Genomic DNA, 25,904 nt, shown 5'->3' with positions numbered 1-25,904 from the left:
AATGTCCGGACCTAGCGACTTGCAAGGCACCAGCCGCAACGCGGTGCTGAAGCGCATGATGCAGCCGAAGTCTGTCGCGATCATCGGCATGTCGACCAAGCCCAATACTGTCGGGCATCTGGTTCTTCAGAATATCCGGGCAAACGGCTTCACCGGCGACATCCATCTGGTCGGCCGCAGCGCCGGCGAAATCGACGGGCTTCCAATTCGCGCGAACATCGCCGATCTTCCGGAGAATGTCGACGTCGCGGTGCTGTCCGTGCCGGCGGCAGGCGTGAGCGAAGCGCTTCAGGGTTGCATTTTGCGCAAGGTGGGGTCAGCTGTCGTCTTTGCGGGTGGCTTTGCGGAACTCGGTGATAAGGAGCGCGGCGAGCAAGAAAAGATCGGTCAGTTGGCCCGTGACAGCGGGATCGGCGTTATTGGTCCCAACTGCTTAGGCTACAACAACTACGTCAACGGCTTTTTGGTTAGCTTCACGGGTGTCACCAAACTTCCTCGTGTCGCACCCGGTACCAGCGACGGCGTGGCTTTGGTTGCCCAAAGCGGCGGTCTTGTCGGTCATTTACGATTGGCGCTGCTGTCACGCTCGGTACCTGTCACCTATTCGATTGCGACTGGAAATGAGGCGGATCTCGGACTTGGGGATTTCGTTCGTTATCTCATCCATGACGAGGCCACTCGGGTCATTACGATCTATGCTGAATCAGTGCGCCATGCGGGATCCTTCCTGCAGGCGGCCCAGGAAGCGCGTGCGCATGGCAAGCCAATCGTCATGCTGCACACCGGGCGCGGGGTGCGCGCGCAGGAGGCGGCAAAATCCCACACCGGCGCTCTCGCAGGTAACTATGCCGTCATGCGTTCCAAGGTGGAACGCGCCGGCGTTATCCTCGTCGAAACCATGGATGAACTCCTGGACGTCAGCGAAATCCTGTCGCGCTACCCGAAACCGCAAAAGGGAGGGCTCGGGATCGTGTCCTTTTCAGGCGCGTTTTGCAGTATCGCCCATGATATCTGCGAAGACCTTGGTGTTGAGGTGCCATCACTGTCTCCCGAGATTGAAGCGGCGCTCAAGCCGCAGGTTCCGGCCTTCATTCCTCCGAAGAATCCACTTGATTTGGGGACGCAGCCGCTTTGGCAGCCCGAACTTGTCCAGATCGGCGTCGAAGCGTTGCTGAGCGATCCGGCGATCGGCGGCGTGGCGATTTCGATTCCGCCCGCGGCTCCGGCCAACGCCAACGCATTTATCCAAAAGATCATTGCCGCCAAAAGCAAGAGCGACAAACCGGTCATGCTCGCGATGCTGGGCGATTCGTCGACGCTGCCGCCGGAGTTCATGGACGCCGCGCGCGAGAGCAAGGTCGTATTGTCGCGTTCGTCGGATCGAACTCTGCGAGCGATGGCCAAGGTCGTTGCTTACGGCAATCATCCCTACCTGGCTCCGACGTCTCAGGCGGTTCCGTTCGACGAACTGCCCGGGATGACTTCGGGAACGCAGCCCGAATGGCTTGGGAAAAAGGTACTCAGCGCGGCAGGGATATCGGTGCCGCACGGCGATCTGGCCAAGACAGTGGAACAAGCGCTCGAGATCGCAAACCGGATCGGCTTTCCGGTCGTGCTCAAGGCTCAAGCTGGCGCTCTCGCTCACAAGACCGAAGCGGGCGGCGTCATCCTGAATCGTGGGGATAGCGACGGAGTCCGCGTCGCGTGGAAAGACCTGCACGATAACGTTCAGCGCGCGAAACCCGGTCTGCAGCTCGACGGTGTCCTCGTCGAAACCATGTCGCCGCGCGGCCTCGAACTCGTTGTCGGTGCGCGACGCGATCCGCAATGGGGTACGGTGGTGCTTGTCGGACTCGGCGGAGTGCTCGTCGAGGCTCTGCAGGACGTACGCTTGCTTGCGCCCGATGCGACGGAGTCCGAGATTCTCTGCGAGCTTGATAAATTGAAGACGGCGAAGCTGCTTCATGGTTTTCGCAACATTCCGCCCGTGGACCGCGAGGCCGTTGCAAAGGCCGCGATGGCAATCGGACGCTTGATGCTGACGCATCCGGAAATCGTTGAGATCGATGTCAATCCGCTGATGGTTTACGGGAAGGGGCAGGGAGCGGTCGCTCTCGATGCGCTCATCGTGACGAACTAAGAGGGGGGCAACACGATGTCCACGGGATTGATCACATACGATGTCGAAGGCAAGGTCGCCCTCATCGGCCTCAATCGGGCTGACAAGCGTAACGCCATTAGCGAAGCTGTAATCACCGAACTTCGCGACGCGGTGCTTCGAGCCGGAGACGAAGCCGATGCCGGCGTTCTGTTCGGGCATGGCCAGAATTTTTCAGCCGGCCTTGATTTGGCGGAGTTGGCCGCGCGAATAGCGCCGGAAGCTCAGCGTCCGCGCAAGCGGCGCCCTCACTCTTGGCACACCACGTTCGACCTTATCTCGCGCGGCACGATTCCCTTCGTCGCGGCTGTTCAAGGTGCCGTAATCGGTGGAGGGCTGGAACTCGCGGCAGCCGCGCATATCCGCGTCGCCGACGACACTGCTTTTTTTGGCTTGCCGGAAGGTCAACGCGGAATTTTCGTGGGCGGAGGCGGCTCGGTTCGGATTCAACGGATCGTCGGATACGAGACGATGGCCGACATGATGCTGACGGGACGCCTGTTGTCGGCCGAGGAAGGGCGGCAGGCAAAGCTCGTCCAGTATATCGTGAAGCAGGGCGAAGCGCTGGCGAAGGCCAAGGAACTCGCTGGGAAGATCGCGCAGAACGCGCCCCAGACGAACTGGCAGATTACCAACGTGCTTCCGCGCATCAACGACATGTCGCATGATGATGGATTGTTCATGGAGTACATGAATTCAGCGATGACGAAACCCCCGGAATCGCTGGAGCGTCTTCGCGCGTTCCTCGACAAGCGTGCCGCCCCGTTGGACAAACCGCAGGGCGGAAAGCTGTCGTCAAAATAGATAGTTGGACGGCAATTGAAATGGAAAAGATCGAACCCGCTCTCGGATTGAGGGGTTCGTTTCTTCCGCTTCGCGGAGCCCGAGCGCCAGGGCCCGCCGTCATCATCACGCCGATCGGCAATGGAGCTATTGCTGGAACGCGCCGACATAGACGGCTGCCGTATCGTGACCTCGGGCTTTTGTGTCGGCGGGACCTTTCATAAGTTTCGCTCTGGCCTTAATCGCTGGCGCAGGGACATGCATCCCCAACCGGGAAGACACGAGCTGACGATAAGCGCTCTGCAACAAGTCTAGCCGAAAGCAGTTTTTCAACCGGCCGAGCTAGTCAAACTGCTTTTTATCTGCTCTGCCGGCTGTCGCGGCGTTTCGCTCGAAGCGTTTTGACCGGCGATGCGTCCGAATACCAGACATTGCGTGAGGTTTCCCGCACCATCATAGAGCGGTCCCCAAATCGAGCCAAGTTCGCCCGCTGCATATAGCCGGGGTATTGGGTTGTTGTTGGGATCGATGACCCGGGCCCTTGCGTCGCGTTTCGGTCCGCCTTGGGTATTGACCATCACGGGATGCAGGGGAATCGCATAAAATGGCGGCATGAGCTGTTCAAGCGAGGTGGGCTCCCTGTCGAATACGGAATCTTTTCCAGTCTCACATGCGGTGTTGTAGGTGAAGAAGGTATGTTTGAGGGTTTCTGAATGAACGCCAAGCCGTTCTGCCAAAAGATCAAGTGTGGCGGCCTTGACGATCCAGCCTCGATCAATCTCGGCCTGATTGTCCGCGCTCCATTGATATATATCCCGATTGTATCCGGCGATTGACCAGGTTAGTGGTCCTGCTTTCAAAGTCTTCTCGTTGAAGATCGCCCAACTCGGGATACGCGGATATTCGATGTTGACCGGATCGAAATGGGAAAAGACGCGATCGAAGTCATGCAACTCGATTGCAGTCTCATCTACGTAACGTTTCCCGTATTTATCTACATAGATGAAGCCGGGGCCGCGGAAGAAAATGCAGAACGCCGCATCATATTCAGCCGCTTTGTAGCCAATCAACGTTGCAGTCTGCGCCATGTGCCAAAGATCGGCGCCGACGAGTTGAGCCATTTTCACGCCATCTCCCGTGTTTCCCGGGCTACCAGCGAACATGATGGGTTTGGACGCCACGAAGTTATTCAGCAGTTCAGGGGCATTTTCGAATCCGCCACATGTTAGAACCACCGCGCGATTGGCGGAGACTCTTCGGAGTTGCCCATTGTGCTCGACAACTGCTCCGACAATTGCGCCATCGGCACCGCGTGTCAGTTCGCGCGCTCTGCAACTCAGCTGGATCTCGATACCCCTCCTGCTCACATGGCGCGATAGAAAATCCCACATGCGAAGGGCGGGCGGAAATTCCGCCGGCCCCTTGGCGACGCGGATGTCGAACATATCACGGGATGGCGCGATCTTTGGAAAGGCAGGACCTTCGACGACACCTGGAAATGTATTCGCCAACGCGCTGATACGAGGCACCAATTCACCACCAAGCGCAGAAAACCATTTTTCGAGTTGTTCTGAACCTTGGGCGTAGGCCTCGAAGACATCGTACGGTGTCATACCAAGGTTTAAACGGTCGAGATATTGGGCGAATGCAGCGGAGGCTCGGGGTCGGACGACGCCAAAAGTGCCCGCGCTATAGCACGAATTGCCACCTGCTCTCGGCATCTTCTCAACAATCATGACCTTCGCGCCGCAATCGTGAGCAGTAATTGCAGCTACGGCTCCTGCAAAGCCGTAGCCGATGATCAGGACATCGGTCTCCATATGCGGTATCGGCATTTCATTCAGGTGTTTCTGGAAAGCCGCTACAAAATGCTCGAGCGGGCAAATTTTTCAGTTGTATGTTGGTTCGCTTTTGCAAGGCGCGCGATCGATAAACTTGGGTGAGACCTAGTTTCCAGGAATGTTGGCCTCTTCAATTGCCGCTCGCCATCTAGCCCGGTCGGCTGCGACCGTCGCTTCCATTTGATTTGGCGTCATTCTTGCGACCTGAAGGCCCAATTCAGCATATTGATTGACGATATCTTGATCTTGTAGCGCTTCATTTACTGACTGATTGAGCTTTTCCACGACTGCAGATGTCGTATTCGGCGGCGCGAACAAACCAAACCAGGTGGTTAGGACGAGACCCTTGTAGCCGGCCTCTTCGAAAGTCGGGACATCCGGTAAGGAGGAAGAGCGCTCCTTGGAGCCGACGGCCAAAATGCGCATTTTACCCTCTCGAACGAACGGCAGAGCAGAAGACATACTGTCGATATAAAACTGAGCATCGCCCGAGAGCACAGCCAGCAGTGCTGGCGACGCGCCGTTATAGGGGATATGAACAGGCCCGGTTATGCCAGCAGCCTTCATGAGCAGGAGGGCACCGATATGAGCGTTTCCGCCGATGCCATTCGAGGCATAACCGATTTTTTCCGCGTTGGCATTTACGTACGAGACAAACTCTTTCATGTCCCGGGCGGGAAAATCAGCCCGCACCGTCAATACGAGCGGGGCGACCGCCAAGAGAGCGATTGAACGAAGCTTTTCGGGCTCATATGCAATTGACTTCTGAATGAACTGATTGACGATAATCGGGGAACTGGGTGAACTTAGAAGAGTGTACCCGTCCGGTTGCGCACGGTAGACAAAGGTCGACCCAATTGATCCCGATGCCCCAGGTCGATTTTCGACGATCATAGCGCGGTTCATCCGCTGATGAAGCTTTTCGCCGATTTTCCTTGTAATCGAATCGGCTATACCGCCTGGCTGGTACGGTACAGTGATCGAGACATTGCGACGCGGATAGCCTTCAGCATCGGGCTGTGCCTGAGCCTGGCTTGAGAGTGATGCCGCTAGGAGCGCAGTCGTTGCAATTGTTTTAACGATGGATCGATTTGCACTCACTGCGTTCCTCCGGTTGTTGGTGCCTCTTCGGGAAACTTTACGTCGTACCGTTTCGAGGTCAGTTATATTTGCTAAGCAAATAGATTATTTGAAAATACGATAGCGCCGGGATTAAGTCAATTTGCGTGCTCGTGGGCAATGCGGGCCGCTTTAGCCGTTAAGCAGCAGGTTACGTGCGACTGGAGTCGGAGACGAAGGCAGCGCCCGTTGGAGAGGGTCGTAAGGCGCTATCGCGCAGCCTTCGTGGGTGGTGAATGATTATCCGCGCTCGGACGAAACCGTGACGCAGGTCTTAATGACCCCGGACCACGACCGTAATTTCTGTGGAAGTGCCTTATCCTGGCGGGCTCCAATGGTTTCACCGCTGTCAGCCAGCCGATGGCTCGACTTGACAACCGGAGCTGGTCGGCAGATATTGCAAATAGGATATTCACCACGCAAATTGTGCGGAGCAACGGAGCCTGCAAACGATGTTCCGGACCTACCTAAGTCGGCTGTTAGACCTGGATTGGGTCTCGATGACGATGGCCGTGGCATACGGATCCGACGGCTTCGGTATCGTCAGACATGCAGAAGACTGGCCGTTGGCGAGTGTCCTTTCCAGGCCTTCCGCCGATGACACGAGCGCAGCGCGCTACGAGACAACCTCAGAGTAGGATAATCATGAAGCTTGTTAGGTTCGGCGGAGGCCGTATCGGTGTATTGCGGGACGGCAAGGTTTACGACGCGACGGATGCGGTCGGGGCGGATCCGAAAGCCTGGCCGCCGACCGGCATGATTCAACTTATCGCGGATTACGAGTCGCTCCGCCCCAAGCTTGAGCAGGCTCTGAAGGGCGAGGGGAGGCCGGTAGACAGCGTTGCCCTGGAGGCTCCGCTGGTCTGGCCGCATAAGCTCCTGGCCTACCCCGTTAACTACCTTGCGCACGGTCACGAGATGAACTCGAAGAACCGCGCTAATATTAATGGCTTCTTCCTGAAGTCGAATTCCTCGATCAGCGGCCCGCGGGATCCAATTGTTCTGCCGGACGTACCGTCGCGGGAGATCCATCACGAGTGCGAGTTGGGTCTGATCATCGGGAAGCGGGGGCGCCACATCGCGCTCGCCGACGCGCTGGATCACGTCTTTGGATACTGCTGCCTGATCGATTGTACGGTACGTGGCCAGGAGGAACGTGTGATGCGGAAATCGTATGACACCTTCACGCCGATCGGCCCCGCAATCGTCACCAAGGACGAGGTGGGTGATGCCTCCAACCTCGGCATGAAGCTGTGGGTCAATGATCAACTCAAGCAGGATGCCAACACCAGGGATCTGCTGGTCGACATTCCGAACATGATCGCTCTTGCGGCATCGGTCCTGACGCTGGAGCCTGGGGACATCATCGCGACCGGCACGCCGGCGGGCGTCGGCCCGATCCGGGCCGGGGATACCGTCAAAATCGAGATCGAGCGCGTAGGTCGGATGGAAATCCCGGTCGTGCAAGGCGAGGGTGGATCTAATCTCGCGATCAAAAAGGAGCAGGCACAATGAACAGGATGGTCTCCTCACCGGCAAGTCTCTCCAAGGCGCCGGATCTCGAAACTCTCTACCAGATGCTCGCGCCGTTATCGGTCGGCGCGGGCTGGGCGAAGCCGACGCCGTCGCTGTGGCCGGCTCCGCACAAGACGTTTCTTCCCGCGCACTGGTCCTATGAGCAGGGCAAGGCCGCGCTCGACGCCGCGGGCCGGCTGATCGACACCAAGCTCGCTGAGCGGCGCAATCTGATCCTGGCCAACCCTCTGGAAGGCAACACTTACGCCACCGCACGTACATTGATCGCGGCCTATCAGATGATCCTTCCTGGCGAAAAGGCGCGGTCGCACCGGCACACGCCGAATGCCTTGCGCCTGATCGTCGATGCCGAACCCGGCACCTACACCGTCGTCGACGGCGAGAAGTTGCCGATGCTGCCGGGCGACGTGCTGTTGACGCCGAATTGGCGCTGGCACGGGCACGGCAACGATGGAGTGGCTGCCGCCTATTGGATCGATTTTCTCGACGCCCCTTTGATTCAGCTCCTGGAACCGATGTTCCTCGAACAGCACCCTGATACGTATGAGCCGATCAAGGGCAGCGTGCAGAGCTCACCCATGTGGTTTCCCTGGACGGAAACGCAAAGGCGGCTGGCGCTCGCAAGCAAGACGCCTACGGCTGCCTATGCCACGTCGGTCGCACTTGGCGATCCTGCCATGGAGACGATCGGGCTTGCCATGATGGAACTCGCGCCGGGGATTTCGACTCAGACGCTTCGCACGACGGTGAATAACGTCTACGCCGTGGTCGAAGGCGCCGGCGAGAGCGACATCGACGAGCAAACGATCGAGTGGAACCGCGGAGATGTCTTCGTGGCTCCCTCTTGGCGGCCGCATTCGCACCGCTCGGAGGGCGGCGCGGTGCTGTTGCGCGTCAGCGACGAGCCGGTGATGTCTAAGCTCAATCTACTCCGCGCGCAGGTCAAGTCCGAGGCGGGGGCGGACTGGGAATGGGTCGCGGCGAAGTCGAAATAGTCTGTTGGAGTGATTGTCGTGACCTTCCGAACTCCGATTCTAATCGTCGGCGCCGGCCCGATCGGACTTGCCCTTGCAGGCGATCTTGCGTGGCGTGGAATTTCCTGCACGCTGATCGAACGTACGGACGGCAGCATCACGCAGCCGAAGATGGATCTGATCGGGCCGCGGACGATGGAGTTCTGTCGCCGTTGGGGCATCGCCGACCATGTTCGCGACTGCCCCTACAATCCCGACCAGCCACAGGACAACGTCTGGCTTGAAAGTTTTACCGGATACGAGTTCGGACGTGAACCCTTTCCGGCACCACGAGACGCGAAACCGCCGGCGCAGAGCCCCGTCAGACGGGAGCGATGTCCGCAGGATATGTTCGATCCTATTCTCAAGAAATGGGTCGAAGGCTTGCCGCAAGCGACGTTACGGTATCACACTGAATTACTTAGCTTCACCGAAAAGGTGGATGGCGTAACCGCCAAGTTACGCAACGCAGCCGGGCAAGAAGAGACGGTCGAGTCTGATTATTTGGTGGGAACGGATGGCGGCGCCAGTATCGTTCGTCAGTCGCTCGGCATCGAAATGACCGGCAAACCGGCGCTCACCTACACGACCAACGTCATCTTCAAGTGCAATAATTTCTGGCAGCTTCACGACAAGAAGAAGGGCTACCGCTTCATCTTCATCGGTCCGGAGGGGACCTGGAGCACGCTGGTTGCGATCGACGGCTTCGATCGCTTCAGGTTCTCTGTGGTAGGCGACGAGACGAAGCGCACGCTTTCGGAGGCCGATGTCCGCGCGCTCATCGTGCGCGCCATGGGCAAAGACTTCGACTTCGAGGTCCTGTCGATCGTGCCGTGGGTCCGGCGGGAGTTGGTGGCGGACAGCTACGGCTCGAACCGCGTCTTCATTGCCGGCGACGCCGCTCATCTGAATTCACCAACCGGTGCGTTTGGCATGAATACCGGAATGCAGGATTCGGTCGATCTCGGGTGGAAACTCGCGGCAATGATTGAGGGCTGGGGAGGGCAGCATCTGCTCGCCTCCTATGAGCCGGAGCGCCGGCCGGTTGCGCTACGAAATGTTGAGGAGGCCAGCGAAAACCTTCGTCGTATGCTCTCGCCTCGCCTCAAGCTGTCGCCGACGGTATTCGCGACGGGTGCTGCCGGAGACACAGCTCGGAGAGAATTCGGCGATGCCTACACCGAAATGATGAAGCGAGAGTGGTTCACCTTGCACATTCATCTCGGGTACATCTATGAGGACTCGCCGATTATCTGGCCGGATGGGACGCCTGCTCCCGACGATCCCGTCACGACATATACCCAGACGGCGCGTCCGGGCTCGCGCGCGCCACATGTTTGGCTGTCATCCGATCGCTCTACACTGGATCTGTTTGGGCGAGAGTTTGTGCTGTTGAAGTTTGATACCAGATTGCATGTGTCACCGTTTGTGCAGGCGGCGGAGCAGCGGAACGTTCCACTCAAGGTCGTCGAATTGCAACCTACCGAAGTCAAAAGCTGTTACGGCAGCAAGTTGGTGCTGGTGCGGCCGGACGGCTTTGTGTGCTGGCGCTCAGACAAAGTTCCGGCAAATCCTCTGGGCGTCATCGATCGAGTTCGCGGCGAGGTCATCGCTCAGGTTCGCAAAAATGCGCCCCTACAGGAACGAGCCGGTGAAACGTCGATTGGCACGCTCGCGGGTATCGCTGAGTCGCCCTAACAACCACGCAATATACAAGGCGCTGGGTTCGGGCTGCAGGTGACACGAGCCGCGCCATCCGGATGCAGTGGCGCATCAGGCCGGGACTATCATGATGGAAGCGATCCAACTGCGTGTTAACGGCGAACTTCGTTCAGTCGACGTCGAAGGGCGAACCCTTCTGGTCGAGCTGCTCCGTGACAAGCTTGGACTGACCGGAACGCATGTGGGTTGCGATACCAGCCAATGTGGCGCGTGCGTGGTTCACATCGACGGTGATTCCGTCAAATCCTGTACGATGCTTGCAAGGCAGGCGAACGGCCGCACGGTCACGACCATCGAAGGGCTCGCAGGTGACAGTGGCGAGCTTCATCCCTTGCAGGCGATGTTCAGGGAGCATCACGGTTTGCAATGTGGGTTTTGTACGCCGGGCATGATCATGAGCGGAGTCGACTTGATTCAAAGAAGCCCCGGAGAACTCAGTGAAAGTGACGTCCGCCACGGTCTGGAGGGCAACATTTGCCGTTGCACGGGTTACCACAATATCGTCAAGGCTATTCTTGCTGCGGCCAAGATGATGGCGAGCGATCGGGCGATTTCCCCCAAATCCGCTGGTGCATAGGCAGAAGCCGCGATGTACGATTTCGAATTCCTCTCACCGCATAGTGTTGCCGAAGCGGTCGCGATGTTGCGCGATCATGAGGAGAGCAAGCTTCTCGCCGGCGGACAAACGTTTATTCCCGTCCTGAAGCAGCGATTGAGCCGGCTATCGCACGTGATCGATCTCTCGGGGGTGGGCCTCGCGGGCATTTCATTTCAGTCGGACCGCATCGTCATTGGCGCGATGACGACGCACGCGACCGTTGCAGCCCATGCGGTCATCGGCGAGCGGATTCCGGGAATCAGCAGACTCGCGTCCTGGATCGGCGACCGTCAGGTTCGCCATCGTGGCACAATTGGCGGATCGCTCGCGAACAACGATCCGACGGCGTGCTATCCATCCGCGGTGCTCGCGCTGAACGCAACAATCAGGACCGATCGCCGCACAATCAGCGCCGACGACTTCTTCGATGGCCTCTTCACCACAGCTCTTGAGCCGGATGAAATAATCGAGGCTATCGAATTTCCCATTCCTGAAAAGTCGAATTATGCGAAATTTCGTCATCCGGCATCGCGATACGCGATGGTGGGCGTGTTCGTCGCCAAGACCGGCTCGGGCGTGCGCGTCGCCGTCACCGGGGCGAGCAACAATGGTGTCTTCAGACACCGGGCGATGGAGCTTGCTCTAAGCCAGGACTGGTCTCCCGGTGCCGTTGTCGGAATAGAGACGCCCTCCGATGATCTGAATGACGACCACCACGGAAGCTCAGCTTACCGCGCTCATTTGGTGAACGTAATGACGCGGCGCGCGGTGGCAGACGCCTCTTGAATAAATTGCATTCGATTGAACAATAAAAGTTATCAGAGGAAGCATGACAACAGGATCGGCGACATGGACTTAACCGGTGAGCGCAACATTGCGGCATCTCGGGACGTAGTATGGTCGGCACTCAACGATCCAATGATCTTGAAGAACTCGATTCCAGGATGCGAGGAGCTGGAAGCGCTGCTTGACGGAGGATTCACCGCTTCCGTGGGCGTTAAGATGGGATCTGGGCTTCAAGGCGCCAGAACTCGTTATTTCGGGATGATTGCCCGCGCGGCGATCCAATCGTCGTAGAACTCCTGCGTATAGGCTTGCTCCGGCGCTCGACGAACGAGTTCGTCGATTATATGGGCGTGGTGGCCGACCAATATACGCCACCGATCCGACTTGACACCGTCGAGGATGATCTTTGCGGCCGCCGCGGCCGTGAGGGGAGCGTTATCTTGGAAAGCGCGGTCTTGGTCGTCTATCATTCGTTGGATATCCAGATCCGACATGGCATCGTGATCCACCCCCGTGCGCGTTAATGTCAGACGCATTTTCGTGAGTTCGTCGGCACTGAGCTGGTCGCAATCTGCTCCGCTCAGTACCTTGCGCGTGTTAGCGTTCACAGCGGTCCCAACATGACCTGGCATGACCACGGCGCATTTGACGTGAGGCGCATTTAAGCGAAGATCATTGATCAGTGCCTCGGTAAAGCCCTTCACCGCGAACTTCGCGGCACTGTAAGCAGTGTGAGGTTGGCTAGGGCGGATCGCTGCCCAAAAGCCACTGATACTTGATGTGTTGACGATGCGCGCCTCGTCAGCTTTGATTAACAGCGGCAAGAAGGTACGCACGCCCAGATACACCCCACCCCAGCAAATATTAAAGGTGCGCTCCCATTCTTCGCGTGGGTCGGTCACAACACTGCCACCGCCCCCGATGCCGGCGTTGTTAAACAGGAGGTGGATCTTGTCGGTCGAATGCTGCTCGATGAGCTGCCCGCGAAAGCGCTTGTAATGATCTTCGACCGACACGTCGGCGAAATGGGTGGTCACGCGAACTTGCGCCGGATTTTGCTCTTCACATAGGCGTTTCGTTTCGTTCATTGCTTCAGTCGAGACGTCACAAATCGCCACATTACAGCCTTCCACGACCAGCTGGCGCGCCAACTCGCGGCCCATTCCTGAGCCGCCGCCGGTTATTACGGCTATCCTTTCGGCAAAATCTTTCATTGAGACTATTTCCTCCGTCTATGGCTCTCTTTAAAGAGCTCTCTGTTGTTCTGGCCGTTCAATCATCGTGGGATGAAGCAAGCTCTGATCTTCCTTGCACCGCTAAATTGTCCGTAGCCGAATGGATGGAGTATTACAGAACGTGAGGTAATGCACAATGCAGATAACTTACTCGAATGTGATTGCTAGTTGGCCTCCACCATTGTGACCGCAGAGCGCATTTCGGTTCCGCGGAAGACGGCGGCCGACAACGCCTGAACACCGGTTCGTCGCTCGCTACCCGAAAACGAATGTTCCGCAGCGGCAACTCGTGGTATCCGCACCCAAAAATGCTTGGCGATGCGCGTGGCCGCTCAAACCAGTCTCTTTCAGCGCGTCGACTTCGCGGCGCACAAGCACCTCTCAAGCCTTCGGCGCTAGATCGCTTGCCTAAGCCTTGCCTGTCCCGGTCGTAAGCATGGAAGAATCCCCTAAATCGCATATCAAATAAACTATTTGCATAGCAAACGGCCAATCGATACTATCCGGCAACGGCGGGCGGTGCCGATAGGGTTCCTTTAGAGGCCCAGTGGACCGTGACGCTTGGTAGCCAGCGCTTTGAATGTTCGCAAACTCAATGCGATGAAAGCAGCGCTACTGAAGACGGGAGGAAGAATGCAATGCCGTACTCACCGGTAAAGTCTAGTTGCCTGTTGCCTTACCTCACAAGGACGGTGGCGACCGCCGCGTTGGTTGCCCTTTTTGGGGTTGGCACGGTTCGCGCAGAGCCAAAGTATGGGCCTGGCGTCAGTGACAAGGAGATCAAGCTTGGTCAGACCGCTCCTTACAGCGGGCCAGCTTCAATATTCAGTATTAACGCCAAAGTCGAGTTGGCCTACTTCAAGATGCTTAATGAGACGCAGGGGGGCATCAACGGTAGGAAGATCAACCTGATATCTCTTGACGATGCCTACTCTCCACCCAAGACTGTTGAACAGACCAGAAAGTTGGTCGAGGACGACGAGGTACTTGCGATCGTCGGCATGGTTGGCACACTGGCTAACGTCTCGGTTGCAAAATATCTGAACTCCAAAAAGGTGCCTCAGATCCTGGGAACTACAGGTACCGACAAGCTGAACGATCCTAAGGCGTATCCCTGGACGACGACGTTTCTTTCAAGCCAGGATGTCGAGGGGAGGATGTACGCACGCTATATTCTGGATCAAATGCCGAAGGCACGGATTGGCGTATTGTATCAGAATGACGACTACGGGAAGGGTTATTACAATCCATTCAAGAGCGAGTTCGGCGAACGAGCCGATCAGATGATCGTTAAGGCGGAGCCCTACGAGATCAGCTCGCCAACGGTCGATTCGTATATTGTCTCCTTGAAGGCCGCTGGAGCGGATCTACTATATCTGGCGGTCACCCCCAAATTTGCAGCACAGGCGATCCGAAAGATCTACGAGCTTGCTTGGCATCCTACCGTGATCACTCTGACATCGACGGCGTCGATTTCATCCGTGTTTCAGCCTGCTGGCGTGGAGGCCTCTAAGGGAGTATTGACGGCTCTCTGGCGCAAAGACGTCGACGATCCGAAGTGGAGTGATGACCCCGACGTCGTTGAATACCGTGCGTTCATCAAGCAGTGGGTGCCAGAGTTTTCGCTTAATGATTCTACACAAGGCTATCAGACGGCGGTGATCATCGCCGAGGTGCTCAGGCGATGCGGCGACAACTTGACTAGGGAAAACCTCATGATGGAGGCGACGAACATCAAGGGCCTTCGTCTCCCGTTGAACTTAACTGGCGTTACGATCAATGTTTCGCCCGAGGATCGAATTCCCTGGCGCTCGGCCCATATGGCCAAGTTCGACGGCACAGGCTGGCAGTTCGTCACTGATCTTATGACCATCCCGCCGCGTCCGTAGTGCTCCCGGGCCTTCTGATCAAGAAAGAGGGCTGGTCGCTTCTTGATCGATAAGCCAGGTGACGCTCAATGAACTCGACCCGCCGGACGGTTACAAGATCTCGCGCGAGGGCGGGGCGGCCGGTCTCGCTAAGGGTGGCGCGACCGTGAAGCTGTCGGAGACCCATTCGAGGCAACGTCGCGCCATTCCATGGTCGGGACGACTTCACTTAAAGGACTATGGTCACTTAGAAAACACTTCGCTATTGGAGGAAACATGGTGGACGGCGCCAAGTACTCGAGTTGTCTAATCAGTGACTTCGATCCGTTTTGCAGGAAGTCCATGATTGATCCCTACCCAGAGTATGGGCGATTGCGGACAATCGGTCCTATCGCCCGTCTCGAGAAGTATGGGGTGTGGGCAATATCTCGATTTTCCGATGTCAACGCAGTTCTGTCGAACTCCGCGGTGTTTAGTAGTGCCGGCGGAACGGGGCTTGCCAACTATTTCAAGCAAAAGCCCTGGCGAACGCCGAGTTTATTGCTCGAAACGGATCCCCCTCTCCACACGAGAACACGGGCGGTGGTGGTTCGCACCATGACTCCGGTCGCTTTGCGGAAGCTACAAGACGGCTTTCGAAGAGAGGCGGAAACTTTGGTCGAAAAACTAATAGAGCGTGGCAAATTTGACGCCGTAAGGGACCTCGCAGAGGTCTTTCCGCTATCGGTATTCCCCCAGGCGCTCGGGATCGACAGCGATAACGATGAGATGTTGCTCACATATGGCGCAATGGTGTTCGCCATTTTTGGTCCAGAAGACGACTACTCCCGGGAGGCGATGTCACACGCATCTACCGTACTTCCGTGGATCGAGTCGAAGTGCCGGCGAGATACGTTGCGACCCGACGGCTTTGGCGCGCAGATCTACGAAGCAGCGGACGCCGGAGAGATCACGCCGGAAGAAGCTCCCCTCCTCGTTAGATCCTTTTTGTCGGCCGGCTTGGATACAACAATCAGTAGTATCGGCATGGCCATCAATTGTTTTGTCCGACATCCAGAACAATGGGCGGTCCTAACCGAAGATCCTTCGCTCGCGCGAAGTGCCTTCGACGAGGTGCTTCGATTTCAGACGCCAGGCCATGCACAGTTTAGGACGACAACTGACGAAACGGACTATGCAGGCGTTAGGATCGCAAAGCACGAGAAAGTCATGCTGCTGATGGCGTCTGCCAATCGCGACGAAGCGCGATGGGAAGAGCCGGACGCTTTCGACATTAGACGCAAGCCGGGGCATATTGCCTTCGGGACAGGGATTCACACTTGTGCTGGTCAAATGCTGGCAAGGATGGAGGGCGAAGCACTGCTGAAAGCTCTGGCGAGCCGGGTCAAATCGATCGAATTGGCGGGCGAGCCAGTGTGGCGACCGACCACTGCCTTGCGCGTCTTCTCATCTCTTCCAGTCTCGGTACAGGCAAAATGAAGCCGCGCGGTCGGAACGTTCCTGACCGAAAGTCTCCATCAAGTTTCTAAAGCAGTTCATGGCAACGCTGAATCGTCAGAAGGGACATGTGATGAGTCGAGCTCCTTCCAACCATCTCTGTGTTTGTGCGGTTACGGCGTTAATTGCGGCGGGGTTTAAAGTCCTAGCTCAGGATACATAGCTATCCTCTCTGATTATGCGTAGCAGCTGCCGCTGCAGTCATTGTGCTGGAGCGACATAAATCGTCATCCCCTCCAAGCCCACATGTGCCTTTACTTGGCAACTCAAGCGGCTGTTCGATTTCCGTGGCGCCGCTACGCCTTCGAGTAAGGCATTCTCTTCTTCTGACATCAACGGAAGATCGGCCATACGCTCCGGCTCGATATAAACGTGGCAAGTGGCGCACATCGCGTTGCCTCCGCATTCGGCGACGATTCCATCAACTCCGCTCGCGAGTGCGCCCTGCATTAGCGATGTACCATCCGCGAGGTCAACCGTCTGAGCAGCGTTTCTTGGGTCGACGTAGATAATCTTAGTCATGACGCGTCCGCTCTCTTTCGCACAATGCTATATAGTTAGACGAGCACGATCGACGAGGAATTCAGCACCTGGCGCAAGTCGCGCGCGTCATCGAGGGTGCGCATTTGAAAGACCCCAGGAAGGGTCTCTCCAGGCAGAAAGAGATCGGCCCCACGCACCAACGGCCAGTGTCAGATCGTCATTCCCATATTCTCTTAGCGCGTTTGCCACGATCATCCTCCGCGTTCGATCAATGCGTTTAAAAGACTCACCCAGGTTGAGTTCGATCGCCTGGTCCGAGTAAGAGGCTCGCGGACGCAACTCGATGGAAGGCGCCCCTCGATAAGATACGTCTTTGAAAGTGACGCATGGGTGAAGTCAACAAATGCGAATAAGTTACTCGAATAACAAATTGTCGATGACAATCTCCCCAATTGGCTGCCTTGTCCAGTACTTTTAGTCGGGAAGCAAAACAGGCTTGTGTCGTCTTGTGTCAAGAGGGGTAATGTCGTCGTCGGTCAAGGTTCCCCTCTCGTCGCATGAGATTTGGCCGATATGCACGACCATCTGCCCCTTCAATTTTGAAGCCTCGCGGTTTCGATCCATAAATCTGCTCATGCGATGCAAAGTACCCGCAAGTTGACTTGCCCTAAAATGTGGATAGATTATTCGCAAAATGGAACGGGGGATAACGCTTTGTGGATGCTGCGACCGGGCAAAATATGAACTTCCAGATGCCATGCGCGGTGCGCGATTGTCGCACCTCTGTTACCGCATCGACTAGAAGAGAGAGTGTCCAGCGGCTGGATTTTAGGGGGCTTCCTTCCCGATCCATCAAGAGCTGCAGCGCGCAGACATTCCTTGGCCTTGTGCGTTTCGTGCGTCGTCGCTCAAGGGACCGTTCCTTCGTAGCATTTGCTTTTTCCTTTGACGCTGCGGTCTTCGGCGGCCGGCGCAATCCTCGTTTTCTCTAATCAATCGCTTGCTGGTCGGATGCTACGATGAATCGCCGCAAGAAGATAAGCACCTCGCAGTTTCGGACTTAGATGCATTGCAGATCAATCTACGCGCAGGGCCTGAAGCGAGAACAGGCAAGGAGAGGAATAAGTGTACCCATCCGAGATCGAGGGTTACGTGGCGCCTTGCACGGTTCAGGAGGCCACGGAGGCTTTTGCGAAGTGGGGTGAAGAAACCCACTACATTGCGGGCGGCCAAAGTCTAATGCAGGCCGTGAAATCGCGCATGATCCGCCCGAGGTGCCTGGTAGATTTGCAGAAGATCGCCTCTATCCGGGGGCTACATGAGGACGGTTCTGGCCATCATATTGGTGCGATGACACCCTACTGCGACATCGCCAACAATCGTCGCCTGGTTGGAACTTTTGCAGCCCTGGTCGATGCTGCAAGCCATGTCGGCGATCGTCAGGTTCGACACCGCGGCACGATCGGCGGTAGCTTGTGCTGGAACTACATTTCAGCGTGCATGCCGGTGACTAACCTCGCTATCGGATCACAAATGAGCCTGGTTTCACCATCCGGAGCAACGCGCGAGCTCGGCGTCGACGCGTTTCTCGGAGCGCCAATGGAAACCGGACGAGAAGAAGGCGAGATCCTCATATCGATCAAGCTAACGCAACCCGCTGGGCGCGCCGGCAGCGCCTACCGAAAATGGAGCCTTCTGACGGACGGGCTTCCCGTGATCGGGGTCGCTGCCTTCCTCGTACTTGACGAGACCGACCGCTGCGCGCTGGCTCGAATAGCGGTGACGGGCCTTGAAAGCGGGCCTACGAGAGTGCCCACGGCAGAGCGTGCTTTGTTGGGACTTACAGGATCGGATCGTGCGGAAATCAATACGTTGTTGAAGGATAGTGCAGGCTCGCTTCAAGTCCATTCGGATGAAGCTGGTGATGCAGACTACCGAAAAGTCTTGTTTCATCAGTTGGGTCTCGAAGTGGTCATCAAGGCCTTCGGCCGCGCACTCGGGGCAAAAGAATGAAAGCAGAAGTTTCGATCACAATAAACGGAGTTGCATACGGGCGGACTGTCCCAATCAGGATGCTGCTGGTTGACTTCATACGATACGAAGCGGGGCTCACCGGCACTCATGTCGGATGTACGTTCGAAGGGGTCTGCGGCGCCTGTACGGTTCATCTCGATGGTAACGCGATCAAAGCGTGTCTCATGCTGGCGGTGCAAGCAGATGGTCGAAACATCACGACCGTGGAAGGGTTGGCCAAGGGCAACGAGCTGCACCCGCTGCAAGTTGCCTTCAACCGGCATCATGCTCTCCAGTGCGGCTTCTGCACGAGCGGGATGTTGATGTCGGGCTTAGATCTTATCGGGAAGACCCCTGAACTGAGCGAGGAGAAGGTTCGGCATGGGCTCGTGGGAAATATTTGCCGATGCGCGGGATACGCCAACATCGTGGATGCGATCTTGAGCGTTGCGCAGCAGGAGGAACATGAGAATGAACAATAATCAATTGAAAGACAAACAGGCAGACGGCATCGGCGCTCGGCTTCCTCGCAAGGAGGACATTCCAATCCTTAGGGGCGAAGGACACTATTTTTCTGACATCGCGGTCGAACGACAACTGCACGTGATGTTCCTTCGCTCGGTACACGCTCATGCGCGCATTTTGTCTATCGATACGTCAGCGGCAAGTAAGATGCCGGGAGTAGTTGCTGTGGTTACCGGCGCCATGCTCCAGGACGAAATTCTGCCTCTTCCGCAGGCAAGTACCTCAGCGGGACTTCCAGGGAGACTTCCGACATTCTGGCCGCTTGCCGTAGACAAGGTGAAGTTCCACGGAGAGCCCGTAGCGGCGGTTGTGGCGGAGACGCCCTATCTGGCCGAGGACGCGCTTGAAGGGATTACGGTCGAGTACGAACCTTTGCCATATGTGGGAGATATGGAGGCCGCCCTTGAGCCGTCATCACCACTTGTTCACGAGGACTGGAACGACAACGAGATTTTCAGATCCAACTATCAGGCGCTCCGGACGGCGGATGAGCACGCGGCTCACATCGAAGAGGCTAGGCGCCGGATCGCTGAGGCACCGTATGTAGTGAAGCAGCGGTTCAGGACGCATCGATGTGGCGTTACAGCTCTTGAACCGCGGGGAGCGCTGGCGGTCTGGGACAACAGAGATGGACTGACCATTTGGATGACGACGCAGCGGCCTCATGCGCAACGAGCGTGTTTTGCCGACGTGCTTCAGTTACCCCTTGCTAAAGTTCGTGTCATCACTCCACGAAACCAGGGCGGCGGCTTTGGAATGAAGGCGTCAGTTTACCGTGAGCCACTGTTGGTTGCCCATCTTGCGAGATGCCTGCGGCGTCCTGTGCGATGGCTGGAGACTCGCGAAGAGAACTTGATGAGTGCCGGGCAGGAGCGTGATCAGATACATGACCTCGAGATCGCAGCGGACGCCGAGGGAAATCTCGTGGCTTTGGCTGACGGGATAGTAGCTGATGCCGGCGACGCTTGCTTGGGCGGTAGTTGGGCCTTTCCGATAGCGAACGTCGGGGGCTTGCGGCTGCCGAATGCTTACGAGATACCATTTTGCGACATCGAACTGCGCGTGGCGGTAACCAACAAGGCATCGTTATGCGGAGCTCGTGGTCTCGGGATCTATCCGGGAAGGTTCGCAATGGAGCGGGCGATCGACATGCTGTCATGGAAGATCGGTATGGAGCCTGCGGAGTTCCGACGAAAAAATTTCATTACAACGTTTCCGGCACGTTTGGCGACCGGTCTCGGGTACAGTAACGGAGACTTCCTGAAGACGTTCGATAGGTTGATAGAAACCCTGGATATTGCCGCTTTCCGCGAGCGGCAGAAAGAAGCTTGGAGTCAGGGACGTTTTCTCGGGCTCGGCATCGCCGTGGGCGCAGAAGTCTCGGGTGTCGACAGTCTATCATATGTCTCGATGATGGGAACACCCAGCTATGCTTCGGTCGAAGTACGAGTAGATCCAGAAGGTCATGTTCAGATTTTCTACGGTGACGGCCCATCCGGTCAGGGTGAGGAGACGACGATTGCTCAGGTCGTCGCTGAAGAGCTAGGCATCGATTCAGAACATGTGTCCATAATAGTAGGCGACACGCAAACATCCACCTTCGCTCCCGGAACAGTTGCTTCGCGCGGAGCCGCAATGGTGCTGCCTTCCGTTGCGATGGCCTGTTGGAATCTAAAGAAGAAGATAGCGCGCGTCCTGGCCCACGATGCAGCCATCTTAGCCGGGGAAGACGATTTTATCTTTAAGGGCGGTTATGTCGTACATCGTGGAAACAGCAACATCAGGCGCAGTTTTGCTGAGCTTGCTTTCCGGATCGTAATGAAACCGATCGATCTTCCACCAGGTGATTCCGGAGGGCTGGATGAGCGAGCGACATTTGAGTCGACCAGAGGAAATATCTGCTTTGGAGCACATGCTGCGTTTGTGGAAGTCTGGCCGGAAACGGGTCGTGTAAAGATCGAGCGCTATGTTACGTCGGACGATGCCGGGGTGGTCATCAACCCCCTGATTGTCGAGGGGCAGATCCAAGGGGGCGTGGTTCAGGGTATTTCGAATTTCTTCTTCGAAGAGTATGTCTACGACGATCACGGACAACAGATGACCTCAACGCTGGAAGCCTACAAGATCGCAACGGCTGCCGATGTTCCACGGATCGAGATGTACCACGATGCGGGGACGCCAAATCCAACCAATCCGCTCGGAACGCGCGGGATAGGCGAGGGTTGTATTGCGCCGGTGCCTGGTGCACTCGGCAACGCGATCAGCGACGCCTTGCGTCCTCTTGGTATCGAGATCACGGACCTGCCCGTCCGCCCGTCGACGCTATTCCGCCAGATCGATGCTTCACGTCAGCGCAAACAGCAAGCGTCGTGACCAAACCTGGTTGTCAACGCGATGGAGCGACCTGCAGGTCCTCATCCGCTGCGAGAACGTTCGAAGTCGAATCTGGCAGACAGAAACCGCCTTGACAGAAAATGCAAATAGGTTATTCGTTTGTAGAATAACTTCAGAAACTATCCGAACGAGCATTTGTGGGGCGCCTTATCCCGGCCTGCCATCACTTCAGGCTGCTAGTTGTGTCAAGCCGTTAGCCTGCTCAAGCTGCAAGCCATAACTCGAAGAGCCGCAGCAATCTTGCTGGGTTGAGAAGAGGGCTCCGAGCAAAGGAGTCCCAAAATAAGGAGAGAAACATGAATAAGCATGAGCCCAGTCTGCGTCCCTCGTATCCCGGCTATTCGCTGAAGGAGCGCGATCGCCGGTGGGCGTTGGCCCGAACGCTCATGGATGAGGAGGGGTTGGATGGGCTTTTGGTCGCAGGGCAAGCGAACCGTGGGGCTCCGAACGTGGCTCCGGACGTGTACCTTTCCAACGATCGCGCCGGAGGCTGGTTGATCTTCCCGCGCAAGGGCGTTCCGTCATTGCTGTCGTGGAACGGCATGCACATACTCTGCCATGCGGTTGAAACGAAACTTGGGCATACTCCTTGGATTACGCCTGAGAACTTTTGGCCGACCAAAGATCCAAAAAATCTAAAGAAGGTCTTTGAGGCTGAGGGCCTGCAGTCGGCGCGGATCGGCATCATTGGGCTTGATGGAGGCGGACCGCGTCTAGAAAGCGCGATTTCCCAATCCGCCTGGGAAAATATTCAGGAGGCGTTGCCGAAGGTCAAGTTCGTCAAGGTTTGGCATAAATTTGCTCGAATGATCGTGGAACTAAGCCCCGAGGAAATTGAGGTTCTCAAGCAGTGTGCGGACGCTGGGGAGCGGATGTCTGAAGCCTTCGTTGACGCCGTTAAGGTGGGTGCGAACGAGACTGACGTTTATTCAGCCGTGATGGCCGCTTGCGTTGACGCTGGAGCGAATTGCTCCGGCTTTATCATCCATAGCGGCCCGAATACCCCCGCGTGGGGATTCCCCGACTGGCTCGTGCGTCCGGTCCGGCCGCGTGCGCTCCAAAACGGGGATATCGTGCAATGCGAGTTGTTTCCAAGTTACGGAACTATGGAGACCCAGCAGCAAGTTTGCGTAGCCTTGGGAGACGTACATCCCGATCATCTGAAGGCCGCGGAAGTGGCGAGGCAGGCTTACGAGGTCGGCCTGCAGAAGCTCCGTGTCGGGGTATCTTTCGGGGAGGTCAGTGAGGCCATGGACGCCGTCGTCAAGGGAGTTGGTGGTTGGTTCGTCACGCCGCATATTCATTCGCTGAACCCGATCGCAATTATGGCGGGTCTCTCCTCCTATGGAATGGACAAGTTTTCTGAAGCTGGCCGATATCCGCCGGTGGCGGAGAAACCCATGATTGGCGCTGACATCGTCATCAAGGCGGGAATGTCATTTGCGTTCGAACCGAATTGTCATCTCGGCGACCGGCGCATCAACATTGGTGGTACCGTTCTGGCCACCGACGCGGGACCGATCGAACTCAATAAGGTTGCCAATCGCATGGTGATGAAGCCGGCCTAGAGACAGCCGGCCGCGCAAGGAAATGCTAAGCCGGATGATACTTGAGCAGGTGTTTCATTATGAAGCCTGCGACAAACCGCATCGCGGAGAGTCACATCCGGCTTAGCCTGTCACTTTAGCTCGCCGCAGAGCACACCTCAGTATTCGCTTAGGGATCGGACGCTCCGCGTTCGTAACCTGTCCAGATATCTAGTTTGCGGTGAGGTTCACCCCCTTCGCGAGGCTGACGCGAGCACGCGCTCCAGCCTACCAGATTGCTCAAGCTTCGGAGTGCAGGATGCAGTTAAACGGTGTCGCCGTTTTCATCACCGGTGGGGGCTCCGGACTGGGAGCCGCTACCGCCCGTGCGATGGCCGCGAAGGGTGCGAAAATAACTGTCCTCGACCAGAGTAAGGGAAATGCGGAAAAAGTGGCGGCCGAGTTGAGGGGGGTCGCGATCGAGGCAGACGTCACCAGTGAGGAGCAAGTGAAGGCTGGCTTGGCAGAGGCAGAAGCCGCGCATGGCGTTGCTCGTGTGCTGGTGAATTGCGCTGGCATCGGCGGCACGCAGCGACTGCTCGACAGAGACGGGATCATTTACCCGCTCGAGAAGTTCTTTCGCATTATCAGTGTCAACCTCGGCGGCACCTTCAACTGCGTGCGGCTGTTCGCTCAGCGCCTAGTATCAGTCGAGGCTATTGGTGAGGAGCGTGGCGTTGTCATCAATGCCGCGAGCGTTGCCGCCTTCGAAGGTCGGGGCGACGGGATCCCCTATGCTGCTTCGAAAGCGGGGGTCGTCGGCCTCACGCTGCCGGCGGCGCGTGACCTCGCCGAGTACAAGATACGGGTCAATACGATTGCGCCTGGCTCGTTCGAAACTCCTCTGTTGATGGGTCTGCCAGAGGAATACCGAAAGCGTATCGGTGAACTTGTGCCTCATCCGGCGCGGCTTGGGCAGGCCTCGGAGTTCGCGGGACTCGCTGTTCACATAGTCGAGAATGGAATGCTAAACGGTGAAACCATCCGCCTCGACGGAGCCTATAGATGAGCATCTGGGTAAGCGGCATTAGAGCCGCTGTTGGGTAGAATACTTGACCGTCGAGTGCACGAAATTCGTTGCCCAGCAAACAGACATCGCTAGTCTAGAGGTCGATCCCGCGCTTGCGATGTCAATGATCGCGCAAACAAGCCGATACAAGGCTCGAGGTGGTAGTTTTTCAGTTGTATGTTGATTCGCTTTCGCGAGGCGCCCGTTCGAGAAACTTGGATGAGCCCTAGTTTTCAGAAATGTTGGCTTCTTCAATTATCGCCCGCCACTTGGCCCGTTCGGCTGCAACCGCCGCTTCCATTTGATTTGGCGTCATTCGTTCAATCTGAAGGCCCAATTCAGCATATTGATTGACGATGTCCTGATCTTGTAGCCCTTCGTTTACTGACTGATTGAGCTTTTCCATAACCGCAGTTGGTGTATTTGGCGGCGCGAACAATCCAAACCAGGTAGTTAGGACGAGATCCTTGTAGCCAGTCTCTTCGAAAGTCGGGACATCCGGTAAAGAGGAAGAGCGCTCCTTGGAGCCGATAGCCAAAATGCGCATTTTACCCTCTCGAACGAACGGCAACGTTGAAGACATGTTGTCGATAAAAAACTGCGCATCGCCCGAGAGCACGGCCAGCAGTGCCGGCGCCGCGCCGTTATAGGGAACATGAACAGGTCCAGTTATACCGGCAGCCCTCATGAGCAGGAGGGTAGCGACATGAGCGCCGATGCCATTCGAGGCGTAACTTATCCTTTCCGCATTGGCATTTACGTACGAGACGAACTCCTTCATGTTCCGGGCGGGAAAATCAGCCCGCACGGTCAATACGAGCGGGGCGACCGCCAAGAGAGCGACTGAACGAAGCTTTTCGGGCTCATATGCGATGGACTTCTGAATGAACTGATTGACTATAATCGGAGTGGGGGGCGAACTTAGAAGAGTGTACCCGTCCGGTTGTGCTCGGTAGACAAAGTTCGACCCAATTGATCCCGATGCCCCAGGCCGATTTTCGACGATCACCGCGCGGTTCAGCCGCTGATGAAGTTTTTCGCTGATTTTCCTTGTAACTAAATCGGCAGTACCGCCTGCCTGGTACGGTACCGTGATCGAAACATTGCGACGCGGATAACCTTCAGCATCTGACTGTGCCCGAGCTTGGCCCGAGAATGATGCCGTTAGGAGCACAGTCGCTGCAATTGTTTGAATGGCTCGATTTGCACTCACTGCGTTTCTCCGGTCGTTGGCGCCTCTTCGGAAAGTTTTACACCATGCTGTTCCGGGGCTGGACGGTCACCAATTTGCTAAGCAAATAGGATAGTTGAAAAATACGACAGCGCCGGGTCTGAGTCAATTTGCGTGCTCCCGGGCAATGCGGGCCGCATTAAGCATTGGGCAGCGGGTTACTTGCGACTGGAGTCCGATACCAAGCAGCGTCACGCCAGGGTGTTCAACGCACGCGGTGACACCTTGCGGTCTGCCGTCGAGCGCAAGCGACTGGACATCCAACTAGCACGGCGATCGAGATCGGGCTTCTTAATAGGGAATAGCCTGGCCGGAGCGCATGATGCCGCAGACTGTCGCAAGAATGATTACAACGATTGCCTCGATACTAGTTGAAGCGCTGGTTTTCGAGATGGTCGTAAGACCTATCGCGCAGCCGCTCATGGGACGCAGATGATTATCCGCGCTTGGACGGAGCCGAGACGCAGGTCTTAACGGGCTCAGACTCCGACCGTAATGACGGTGGAA

General features: G+C 56.8%; 20 protein-coding genes and 1 pseudogene. 16 read left to right on the top strand and 5 right to left on the bottom strand.

Annotation, left to right across the window (positions count from 1 at the left end):
* Positions 1-19 precede the first annotated feature (19 nt).
* Both UP10_RS37140 and UP10_RS37135 read left to right on the top strand, forming a co-directional pair.
* Positions 20-2,140, top strand: coding sequence for an acetate--CoA ligase family protein (locus tag UP10_RS37140; protein WP_197086999.1), 2,121 nt, complete (start codon positions 20-22; stop codon positions 2,138-2,140).
* 15 nt (positions 2,141-2,155) lie between these two features.
* Positions 2,156-2,962, top strand: coding sequence for a crotonase/enoyl-CoA hydratase family protein (locus UP10_RS37135; RefSeq protein WP_044592088.1), 807 nt, complete (start codon positions 2,156-2,158; stop codon positions 2,960-2,962).
* Positions 2,963-3,270: 308 nt separating this feature from the next.
* On the opposite strand, the gene UP10_RS37130 is transcribed toward UP10_RS37135, so the two are convergent.
* Positions 3,271-4,761: an FAD-dependent oxidoreductase gene (locus tag UP10_RS37130; RefSeq protein ID WP_063775430.1), complete on the bottom strand. Its 1,491-nt coding sequence runs from the start codon at positions 4,759-4,761 to the stop codon at positions 3,271-3,273.
* A gap of 126 nt (positions 4,762-4,887) precedes the next feature.
* The gene (locus UP10_RS37125; protein WP_156180639.1) at positions 4,888-5,883 is read right to left on the bottom strand and encodes a Bug family tripartite tricarboxylate transporter substrate binding protein; all 996 of its coding nucleotides are present in this window, start codon (positions 5,881-5,883) and stop codon (positions 4,888-4,890) included.
* Positions 5,884-6,585: 702 nt separating this feature from the next.
* Here UP10_RS37125 and UP10_RS37115 point away from each other — a divergent pair.
* The 6 genes from UP10_RS37115 to UP10_RS43625 all read left to right on the top strand — a co-directional run bounded on the left by UP10_RS37115 (position 6,586) and on the right by UP10_RS43625 (position 11,847).
* The gene (locus tag UP10_RS37115; RefSeq protein ID WP_245322150.1) at positions 6,586-7,416 is read left to right on the top strand and encodes a fumarylacetoacetate hydrolase family protein; all 831 of its coding nucleotides are present in this window, start codon (positions 6,586-6,588) and stop codon (positions 7,414-7,416) included.
* Complete coding sequence (locus UP10_RS37110; protein ID WP_044592084.1) at positions 7,413-8,432, top strand: cupin domain-containing protein; 1,020 nt, start codon at positions 7,413-7,415, stop codon at positions 8,430-8,432. Before UP10_RS37115 ends, UP10_RS37110 begins: the two co-directional genes overlap by 4 nt.
* Positions 8,433-8,450: 18 nt before the next feature.
* Entirely contained in the window at positions 8,451-10,148 is a 1,698-nt protein-coding gene (locus UP10_RS37105) for an FAD-dependent oxidoreductase (RefSeq protein ID WP_197086998.1), read from the top strand.
* A gap of 94 nt (positions 10,149-10,242) precedes the next feature.
* Positions 10,243-10,749, top strand: coding sequence for a (2Fe-2S)-binding protein (locus UP10_RS37100; RefSeq protein ID WP_044592282.1), 507 nt, complete (start codon positions 10,243-10,245; stop codon positions 10,747-10,749).
* A 12-nt stretch (positions 10,750-10,761) separates the two neighbouring features.
* Entirely contained in the window at positions 10,762-11,556 is a 795-nt protein-coding gene (locus tag UP10_RS37095; protein WP_044592083.1) for an FAD binding domain-containing protein, read from the top strand.
* 63 nt (positions 11,557-11,619) lie between these two features.
* Positions 11,620-11,847 (top strand): SRPBCC domain-containing protein, encoded by a 228-nt coding sequence (locus UP10_RS43625; protein WP_082077500.1) that lies wholly within the window; start codon positions 11,620-11,622, stop codon positions 11,845-11,847.
* Here UP10_RS43625 and UP10_RS37090 read toward each other — a convergent pair.
* Positions 11,805-12,770, bottom strand: a complete 966-nt coding sequence (locus UP10_RS37090) for an SDR family NAD(P)-dependent oxidoreductase (protein WP_044592082.1) — start codon at positions 12,768-12,770, stop codon at positions 11,805-11,807. The two genes, UP10_RS43625 and UP10_RS37090, sit on opposite strands and share 43 nt — an antisense overlap.
* A 659-nt stretch (positions 12,771-13,429) precedes the next feature.
* On the opposite strand from UP10_RS37090, the gene UP10_RS37085 reads away from it, so the two are divergent.
* The 3 genes and pseudogenes from UP10_RS37085 (at position 13,430) to UP10_RS37080 (ending at position 16,138) form a co-directional block, all read left to right on the top strand.
* The gene (locus tag UP10_RS37085) at positions 13,430-14,680 is read left to right on the top strand and encodes an ABC transporter substrate-binding protein (protein WP_082077475.1); all 1,251 of its coding nucleotides are present in this window, start codon (positions 13,430-13,432) and stop codon (positions 14,678-14,680) included.
* A 55-nt stretch (positions 14,681-14,735) separates the two neighbouring features.
* A pseudogene (locus tag UP10_RS46170) lies at positions 14,736-14,840 on the top strand (carbon monoxide dehydrogenase); the annotation flags it as partial.
* Positions 14,841-15,001: 161 nt separating this feature from the next.
* On the top strand, positions 15,002-16,138 hold the full coding sequence (locus tag UP10_RS37080; RefSeq protein WP_245322148.1) for a cytochrome P450: 1,137 nt from the start codon (positions 15,002-15,004) through the stop codon (positions 16,136-16,138).
* A 219-nt stretch (positions 16,139-16,357) separates the two neighbouring features.
* On the opposite strand, the gene UP10_RS37075 is transcribed toward UP10_RS37080, so the two are convergent.
* On the bottom strand, positions 16,358-16,678 hold the full coding sequence (locus tag UP10_RS37075) for a 2Fe-2S iron-sulfur cluster-binding protein (RefSeq protein WP_044592081.1): 321 nt from the start codon (positions 16,676-16,678) through the stop codon (positions 16,358-16,360).
* Between the two features lie 1,086 nt (positions 16,679-17,764).
* On the opposite strand from UP10_RS37075, the gene UP10_RS37070 reads away from it, so the two are divergent.
* The 5 genes from UP10_RS37070 to UP10_RS37050 all read left to right on the top strand — a co-directional run bounded on the left by UP10_RS37070 (position 17,765) and on the right by UP10_RS37050 (position 24,166).
* The gene (locus tag UP10_RS37070) at positions 17,765-18,652 is read left to right on the top strand and encodes an FAD binding domain-containing protein (RefSeq protein ID WP_044592080.1); all 888 of its coding nucleotides are present in this window, start codon (positions 17,765-17,767) and stop codon (positions 18,650-18,652) included.
* Positions 18,649-19,134 (top strand): (2Fe-2S)-binding protein, encoded by a 486-nt coding sequence (locus UP10_RS37065; protein WP_044592079.1) that lies wholly within the window; start codon positions 18,649-18,651, stop codon positions 19,132-19,134. Before UP10_RS37070 ends, UP10_RS37065 begins: the two co-directional genes overlap by 4 nt.
* Complete coding sequence (locus tag UP10_RS37060) at positions 19,124-21,550, top strand: xanthine dehydrogenase family protein molybdopterin-binding subunit (RefSeq protein ID WP_044592078.1); 2,427 nt, start codon at positions 19,124-19,126, stop codon at positions 21,548-21,550. Before UP10_RS37065 ends, UP10_RS37060 begins: the two co-directional genes overlap by 11 nt.
* Positions 21,551-21,867: 317 nt before the next feature.
* Positions 21,868-23,139, top strand: coding sequence for a M24 family metallopeptidase (locus UP10_RS37055; protein WP_082077473.1), 1,272 nt, complete (start codon positions 21,868-21,870; stop codon positions 23,137-23,139).
* Between the two features lie 277 nt (positions 23,140-23,416).
* Entirely contained in the window at positions 23,417-24,166 is a 750-nt protein-coding gene (locus tag UP10_RS37050; RefSeq protein ID WP_044592076.1) for an SDR family NAD(P)-dependent oxidoreductase, read from the top strand.
* 226 nt (positions 24,167-24,392) lie between these two features.
* On the opposite strand, the gene UP10_RS42670 is transcribed toward UP10_RS37050, so the two are convergent.
* Positions 24,393-25,379 (bottom strand): Bug family tripartite tricarboxylate transporter substrate binding protein, encoded by a 987-nt coding sequence (locus UP10_RS42670; RefSeq protein ID WP_044592075.1) that lies wholly within the window; start codon positions 25,377-25,379, stop codon positions 24,393-24,395.
* Between the last annotated feature and the right edge of the window lie 525 nt (positions 25,380-25,904).

This window comes from Bradyrhizobium sp. LTSPM299, from assembly GCF_000938235.1.
In the GTDB taxonomy this organism is placed as follows: domain Bacteria; phylum Pseudomonadota; class Alphaproteobacteria; order Rhizobiales; family Xanthobacteraceae; genus Bradyrhizobium.
The sequence above is the reverse complement of the archived record's forward strand: the minus strand, read 5'-3'. Positions and strand labels throughout refer to the sequence as shown.

Excerpts from the sequence above, each read along its gene's own strand:
- UP10_RS37135 (WP_044592088.1), top strand. The coding sequence starts at position 2,156 with ATGTCCACGGGATTGATCACATACGATGTCGAAGGCAAGGTCGCCCTC.
- UP10_RS37130 (WP_063775430.1), bottom strand. The coding sequence starts at position 4,761 with ATGGAGACCGATGTCCTGATCATCGGCTACGGCTTTGCAGGAGCCGTA.
- UP10_RS37110 (WP_044592084.1), top strand. The coding sequence starts at position 7,413 with ATGAACAGGATGGTCTCCTCACCGGCAAGTCTCTCCAAGGCGCCGGAT.
- UP10_RS37100 (WP_044592282.1), top strand. The coding sequence starts at position 10,243 with ATGGAAGCGATCCAACTGCGTGTTAACGGCGAACTTCGTTCAGTCGAC.
- UP10_RS37095 (WP_044592083.1), top strand. The coding sequence starts at position 10,762 with ATGTACGATTTCGAATTCCTCTCACCGCATAGTGTTGCCGAAGCGGTC.
- UP10_RS43625 (WP_082077500.1), top strand. The coding sequence starts at position 11,620 with ATGGACTTAACCGGTGAGCGCAACATTGCGGCATCTCGGGACGTAGTA.
- UP10_RS37090 (WP_044592082.1), bottom strand. The coding sequence starts at position 12,770 with ATGAAAGATTTTGCCGAAAGGATAGCCGTAATAACCGGCGGCGGCTCA.
- UP10_RS37085 (WP_082077475.1), top strand. The coding sequence starts at position 13,430 with ATGCCGTACTCACCGGTAAAGTCTAGTTGCCTGTTGCCTTACCTCACA.
- UP10_RS37080 (WP_245322148.1), top strand. The coding sequence starts at position 15,002 with ATGATTGATCCCTACCCAGAGTATGGGCGATTGCGGACAATCGGTCCT.
- UP10_RS37075 (WP_044592081.1), bottom strand. The coding sequence starts at position 16,678 with ATGACTAAGATTATCTACGTCGACCCAAGAAACGCTGCTCAGACGGTT.
- UP10_RS37065 (WP_044592079.1), top strand. The coding sequence starts at position 18,649 with ATGAAAGCAGAAGTTTCGATCACAATAAACGGAGTTGCATACGGGCGG.
- UP10_RS37060 (WP_044592078.1), top strand. The coding sequence starts at position 19,124 with ATGAACAATAATCAATTGAAAGACAAACAGGCAGACGGCATCGGCGCT.
- UP10_RS37055 (WP_082077473.1), top strand. The coding sequence starts at position 21,868 with ATGAATAAGCATGAGCCCAGTCTGCGTCCCTCGTATCCCGGCTATTCG.
- UP10_RS37050 (WP_044592076.1), top strand. The coding sequence starts at position 23,417 with ATGCAGTTAAACGGTGTCGCCGTTTTCATCACCGGTGGGGGCTCCGGA.